General features: G+C 72.4%; 4 protein-coding genes. 2 read left to right on the top strand and 2 right to left on the bottom strand.

Annotated features, from left to right (window positions below):
- Window positions 1–676, bottom strand: a 676-nt coding sequence (locus tag ACWF94_RS28150) for an acyltransferase domain-containing protein (protein ID WP_453494349.1), incomplete at its 3' end; no start/stop codon positions are given.
- Between the two features lie 81 nt (window positions 677–757).
- Entirely contained in the window at window positions 758–4282 is a 3525-nt protein-coding gene (locus ACWF94_RS28145) for a beta-ketoacyl synthase N-terminal-like domain-containing protein (RefSeq protein ID WP_453494346.1), read from the bottom strand.
- Between the two features lie 322 nt (window positions 4283–4604).
- Between ACWF94_RS28145 and ACWF94_RS28140 the strand changes: the two genes are divergently transcribed.
- Window positions 4605–5768 (top strand): LLM class flavin-dependent oxidoreductase, encoded by a 1164-nt coding sequence (locus ACWF94_RS28140; protein WP_453494343.1) that lies wholly within the window; start codon window positions 4605–4607, stop codon window positions 5766–5768.
- Between the two features lie 359 nt (window positions 5769–6127).
- Window positions 6128–7003, top strand: coding sequence for a S1 family peptidase (locus ACWF94_RS28135; RefSeq protein WP_453494340.1), 876 nt, complete (start codon window positions 6128–6130; stop codon window positions 7001–7003).
- The last annotated feature ends 171 nt before the right edge of the window (window positions 7004–7174 follow it).

Raw genomic sequence — 7174 nt, 5'->3', positions numbered from 1 at the left:
CCACCGCCGGGGCGGCGCCCGACAGGACCAGCCGGCCAGGGCCGTTGTACGCGGCGACGGCGAGCGCGCCGTCCGACTCGGCCACCGCAGCGGCGGCGGCCTCGTCGCCCCGGTGGACGGCGGCCATGGTGCCGGGCCCGGTGAACGTGCCCATCAGACGACCACGTTCGGCGGCGAACCGTACGGCGTCGTCCAGGGTCAGTATTCCGCTGACGCACGCGGCGGCGATCTCACCGACGCTGTGCCCGGCGACCGCGTCGGGCACCACGCCCCAGCTCCGCAACTGGCGGGCGAGCGCTACCCCGAAGGTGACGAGCAGCGGCTGCGCCACTTCCGTCATGGCCCGCGCGGCGGGGTCGGCCTCCGGGTCCAGACACCAGTCCAGGAGGGTCTGCCCGTTCACCGGACCGAGGAGTGCGGACGCCTCGTCGAGGGTGTCCCGGAAGACCGGCGCGGTCCGGTACAGGGCGCGGGCCCGCCCCGGGTGCCGCGCGCCCTGCCCGGGGAACACGAAGACCACGCGCGGCCGGGAACGGGCCACGGTGCCGCCGGACCAGGCCGGCCTGGTGGCCGCCGTCAACCCGATGGCCCCGGCCGCGTCGGCGACCCCGGCCGACCCGGCGATCCCGGCGACGACCGTGGCCCCGGCGGCACCGGTAGCCCTGGTGAACCCCACGGACCCCACGGACCCTGCGGGCCCCACCGCCCCGGTGGCCCCCGCAGCCCCCGCGGCCCCCCCACGGACCCCCGCCCCCCGCTACCCCTCAGCGGCCTTGGCGAGGCGTTCGCGCAGATCGCCGTCGGCGACCACCGCGAGCCGGTACCGGCCGTCGTCCCGGGCGGTGCTCGCGGTCAGACAGACATCCCCCTCGCCCAGCTCCGGGTGGTTCCGCAGATGAGCGGCCAGCTCCGAAACCGAGGCCCGCAGTCCCGCCGCGCTGCGGGCCGAGAGAGTCAGCAGATGAGGGCCCGTGCGCGGCGCGGCGCGGTGAGGCGGCGGTGGGGCCTGCTCGATGACGGCATGGGCGTTGGTGCCACCGAAGCCGAAGGCGTTGATCCCCGCCGTGAGCGGGCCGGGAGACGTCCAGTCCCTGGCCTCCGTCACCAGCTCGAATCCGGCGAGCCCGGGGCCCGGCGACTGCGGCTCGTGGTGCAGCGACGCGGGCAGCCTGCCGTGGCGAAGCGCCAGGACCACCTTGACCAGCGCGGGCAGGGCGGCCGCGTTCAGCAGATGTCCGATGTTGGACTTCACGGAACCGAGCAGCCGTGGCTCTCCGTCGGCCCGGGCGGGAAAGGCATGGGCCAGCGACCGCAGTTCGATCGGATCGCCGACGGCCGTTCCCGTACCGTGCGCCTCCACATAGGTCACCGACGCGGGGTCGACACCGGCCTCCTCGTACGCCCGGGTGATGACCTCACGCTGCCGCAGGGGGTTCGGAGCCAGCAGACTCAGCGATCTGCCGTCGTTGTTGACGGCTGTCCCCCGGACCACCGCGAGGACCGGGTCCCCGGCCGGCAGAGCCGCGTCGAGACGGGTCAGGACGATCGCCGCGCCGCCCTCTCCCGGCACGAAGCCGTCGGCGGCGCGGCTGAAGGCACGGCTGCGCCCGGTGGGGGACAGCGCCTGGGCCCCCTCCAGCAGCCGGTGACCGGTCGGGGTGAGATGCAGGTTGACTCCGCCGACGACGGCGAGATCGCACTCGCCGTCCAGGAGGCTGCGCCGCGCCAGGTGCAGGGCCACCAGGCCCGATGAACACGCCGTGTCGACCGCGAGCGCGGGACCGTCCAGATCGAGGCTCTGGGAGACACGGGCGGCGATGAGGCTGGGCAGGTTCCCGGTGAGGGCCGTGACGGCCGATGGGGAACCGTCCGCCGCCGCCCGGTCCAGGACCTCCCGGTAGCCGCTCTCCCCGACGGCCGCGAACACACCGATCCGCCGGCCGCGCCGCCGGGGCCCCGCGTAACCGGCGCGTTCCAGTGCCTCGTGGGCGAGTTCGAGGAAGAGCCGGGCCTGCGGGTCGAGCGCGCGGGCCTCCGCCTCGCCGATGCCGAAGTAGTCGGCGTCGAAGCCGGCCGGGTCGTCGAGAAAGGCTCCCCACCGTCCCGCCCGTGGGTCCCCCGGCACGCCCTCCCACCGTCCGGGGGGTACGGAGGTGACGGCGTCATGCGCGCCGGTGAGCAGGTCCCAGAAGGCTTCGGGTGTGCCGGCGCCGGGGAACCGGCACGCCATGCCGATGATCGCGGCGCGACCGGGGGAGCCCGCCTCGGGCGGAGGCGTGCGCCCGTCCCGCGCCGCCGTGGACGGCCCGGCTGCCGACCCGGCTGCCGGGGCGACGGCCAGGAGATGGTCCACCAGCGCGGCGACCGTGTCGTGGTCCCGTACGACCGCCGGTGGCAGAGTGGTGGCGAACGCGTCCTCCAGCGCGGCGAGGACCTCCATGGCCTTGAGCGACGTACCGCCGAGAGCGCCGAACGGCTCGTGCGCGCCGATCGCTCCGGCGGGCAGGCCCAGTACGCGCGCCCACACCTCCCGTACGGCGCGCTCGGTCTCGGCCCGCGAACGGGGAGCCGCCGGCCGCGGAGCCGACCGAGGTGGGTCCACGGGGGCGGTATCCGCTCCCTCGGGCCGGGAGCCGGCGGCACCGTCGCCCGGGTACGCCGCTGGGTAGGCGCCCGCCTCGAAACGGGCCCGCAGCCGCTGCCGTTGCAGCTTTCCGCTCGTCGTACGGGGGAACGCGCCGGGTGCCAGCGCCCGTACGCGTACGTCGTCGTGGCCCAGTGCCTCGCATACCCGGGCGGCCACCCGGTGGAGGACCTCGGCCGCATCACGCGGCGGCCGTGCCCAGGGGACGAAGACCACGACCCGTTCGCCGCCGGTCCGGGGGTCGGTCGAACCGATCACCGCGGGGGCGCCGGGCGGCAGTCCGGGCGTGGCCGCCGCGACTTCCTCCAGGTCCGGGGCATGGAAAGTGCGGCCGTTGAGGAACAGCACGTCCTTGTGCCGCCCGGTGACACACAGCCGCCCGTCCCGCAGAAAGCCGAGATCCCCGGTGCGCAGCCATCCGCCGGCGAAGGCCGCCGCGGTCGCCTCGGAAAGCCGGTGGTAGCCGCGGGCGAGCTGCGGCCCGCGGACCTCGATATGCCCCACCCGCCGCTCGCCCAGCGGGCCCCCGCCCTCGTCGGTGATGCGTACGGTGCAGTCCGGGACCGGCGGGCCGACATCCATCAGCTCCACGGCGCCGTCCCCCGGTTCGGTGTCCACCGCCAGGCCCCGGCTCAGGGCCGCGCGGTCCAGAACCAGGGGCTCGGCGACCTCGCCCAGCGGTGGGAACGTCACCGCCAGCGTCGCCTCGGCCAGTCCGTAGACCGGCTGGGCCGCCCGCGGGTCCAGCCCCGCCGGGCGGGTCTTGCGGGCGAAATCGCGCCACACCGTGGCCGCGATCGGCTCGGCCCCCACCAGGAGCAGCCGCACGCTGGAGAGATCCTGCCGCGCGACGACCTCGTCGGGAACCCGCCGTACGGCCAGCGCCAGGGCGAAGTTGGCGGCGGAGAGCACGGTGGCCCGGTGCCGGTCCGCCACGTCGAACCACAGCCGGGGGCGCTTGGCGAACGACAGCGGCCCGATCTTGACCTGCTTGGCGCGGGCCGCGAGTGGCGCGAGATGGGTGCCGATGAGTCCCATGTCGTGGAAGTACGGCATCCAGCTGACCACGACGTCATCGGCGTCGAGCGCCGCGGCGGCCCGTATCTGCTTCAGGTTGGCCACGACGGCGGCATGGGTCACCTCCACGCCCTTCGGCGCGGCGGTACTGCCCGAGGAGAACTGGAGGAACGCGATATCGCCCGGCCCGGGAGAGGCGGGCACCAAAAGCGCCGGTCCCGCCCGCAGCGCGTCCAGCCTCAGCGCCCGTACCCCGCCGGGGAGTTCCGGCAGCAGCGCCTCGGTCGCCGCGTCCACCACGACGGGCGGGCGGCCGAGATGCTCCCAGACCGGTGCGACCCGTCGGGCGTCCGGAGCCAGCGGCACGGGGACGAGACCGGCGGCGAGCGCACCCCAGAACATCGGCTGGAAGTCCTCGCCGCGGTCGGCCAGCAACGGCACACAGGTCCCCGGCGCGACGCCCGCCTCCCGGTACCCGCCCGCCACCCGCAACGACGCATCGAGAAGTTCGCGGAAGGTCACGGCCACCTCGCCGCCGTCACCGCGGACATGGACCACGACCTGTTCCGGGGCCTCACCGGCCGCGCCCACCAGTACGTCCAGCAGTGTCATCTCGTCCATCGGCCCGTCTCTCCCCGTCGGCAACGTAACGATCATTATCCTGTGCGGCCGGCTCCCTCGGCCAAGGTGCCGAGGCGGCCCGGTCGACGATCTGTCGAAGATCTGCGGCCCGGCGACCAGAACCGGCTCCCACTCCGCTCGGGTCAGGTTCATCGGCCGGTTCACCTGTGCGCGGATCGCCTCTGTGAGTTCGGCTACTGGCGAGTGCGCCGGTAGGCCCCCGGCTGAAAGGCGAACACCTGGTGAGGAGGGCCGTGTAGTTTTACGATCCATTTCGGCCTGTCGGCCGCGAAGGATCGCTGACTTGTGAATGGAGACTCCCATGACTCAGTCCCGACCACTTACCGAATCCGTCGTTCCCCGCTGCGTCTCCGGACCGCTGTTCGCCGACACCGGACTCAAGCTCGGGGTGTTCGGTCTGAATGTCACCTCTGCGGGAGCGGTCACCGCTTCACCGGACCGGCACGAGATCGACTGGGACCAGAACGTCCGGCTCGTGCGGCTCGCCGAGGACGCGGGCTTCGAAGCCGCCATCCCGTTCTCACGATGGCGAGGCTTCGAGGGCCGGACGAATCCCTGGGGATCCAGTTTCGAGCCGTACACCTGGGCCTCCGCACTGGCCGCACTCACCAGCCGCATATCGATCTTCACCACATCGCACTGCCTCACTGTGTCGCCCGTGTCGGCCGCCAAGCAGATCGCCACGATCGACGCCGTCTCGCGGGGCCGCATCGGACTCAACGTGGTCGCGGGCTGGTTCGCCAAAGAGCTACGCATGTTCGGTGTCGAGACGCTGGATCACGAGGACCGCTACGGCTACTCCGAGGAGTGGCTGGACATCCTGCTGCGCCTGTGGAGCGAGGACTCCGACGACTTCGACTATCGCGGTGACTGGCTCACCGTCGAAGGTGGCTACAGCCGTCCGAAACCCTCTCAGACTCCGCATCCGCCGCTGATGAACGCCGCATTCTCCCCACGCGGCCACAGGCTGGCGGCCCGCTACGCCGACATCGCGTTCGTGTCCGCGTTCGACCCTGTGGCGGTGGCGAGGAAGGCGCGCGAGATCGGCAAGCTGGCCAAGAGCTTCGGGCGTGAGGTGTCTGTGTGGGTCTCCGCTTCAGTCGTCTGCGCGGACACCGACCGCGAGGCGGCTCAGCTTCTGCGGCGGTACTCCGAGGTCGACGCCGACGAGACCGCGGTGCGCAACGCCATCGAATGGACGATGGGCGGCGTGCGGATGCCACCCGAGGAGCACGCCCAGCTCGCGAGCGCGATCGCGTCTACCATGGCGGGTTACCCGCTCGTCGGCAGCCCGGAGACGATCGGCAGGCAACTCGCCGATCTCAGCGCAGCCGGCATCGACGGTGTCGCGCTGACCTGGATGAACTACGAGAACGGCCTGCCCCGGTTCATCGCCGACGTGCTCCCGGTCCTTGAACGCGAGGGCGTGCGGCGGCCGGTCGCCGGGCAGTCCGATCGATTCTGAACCTCCCCTGTTTCCTCCTCAGCGGACATCTGGCTCGTGTGGTTCATGAGTGAGTGCGGTTGATATGTGTCGCCAGGTTGGGGTGGTCTCGCCGGTTGCTCGTTTGGCGAGGGTGGAGATTGCGGCGAGGCGGATCATGGCTTCGGAGTGTTCGGGTTCGGTCTCGACGGCGCGGCTCAAGCGGGGAGTGGGAAGGACCTGCCACTGCGCGAACCTCTCAGCCGATCGAGTCCCCACCGCACCCGGAACGGTTCAGGCGCCACCGGCCGGGCATCGCTGTTGGGCAGGGGCTTGTCACCGACTCATTCCCCGCCTTCCCTTATGCAGTTGCAATCGGCTGTGTGCTCGACTGACGTGCCATGAACACCCTGTACACAAGCCGAGAACTTCATCCTCCTGCTCCCGCCCCCCGCCTGTGGCGGGCGGTGGCGAGCGTGCTGGCCGGTGGGGCCGCGTTCGCAGTGCTCGCTGTCGCGGCGGTGCCGGCACAGGCGATCAGCGGCGGTGAACAAGCGCGGAAGCGGTATCCGTTCATCGCATCCCTACAAGACCGCCAAGGAAACCACTTCTGCGGCGGCACCCTCATCGCCCCGCGGTGGATCCTCACGGCCGAGCACTGCGTGACCGACCCCGAGACAGGCAAGCCGGCAGATCCGAAGGGCCTGCGGGTGCGCGTGGGCAGCAACGACCGGACCCAGGGCGGCACGCTGCGCCGCGTCCAGCAGATCGTCCTGCCGCCCGTCCCACCTGGTGACGTGGACCTGGCCCTGCTCAGGCTCAAAGCCCCCATCCACGCACCCACCGCCAAACTGCCCCGCAAGGCCCCCAGGGTGGGCGACGCCGGCCGTCTCCTGGGCTGGGGCGACCACCATCTGCCCCAGAACCCGGATGATCCCTCGCCGCCCCAGCCGAAGCAGCTTCGCCAGCTCGACTCGCGCCTCATCGACCGCACCCGCTGCTCCGACCCCGGCGGCACCCACCCCACGCCGCAGGAGCTGTGTGTGGCCTCGCTCCCGGGCGACCCGTGGCCGCAGACCAGCCGCACGGGAGACTCCGGCGGTCCCCTGCTGGCGAAACACAACGGTTCCTGGACCGTACTCGGCGCAGTCTCCCGCGGTGACGCGACGGCACAGAACACCATCTACGCCTCCACCTACGCCCACCGGAAGTGGATCACCGACACGGTGCGGCGCCCCGGCCCACTGAGCCCGGTCAAGGCCACGGGGCCTGCGTAGACCGGGACCAGTCACCTCCCGGTGCGGGTGTGCCGGACCCGAAGTCCCAGCCGTGGCGACGGACTTCGGATCCGGCGAAGGCCCGTGCCGGGAAACCCGGCCGTTTCGTCCGTCTGTGCCGCGGGCGTACGTGCCCGTGTGCAACACCACCCCTGCCGGGCGCCCGAAGGG

It is taken from the genome of Streptomyces sp. NPDC055078 (assembly GCF_053607985.1).
This window is presented reverse-complemented; position numbering and strand designations above follow the sequence as displayed.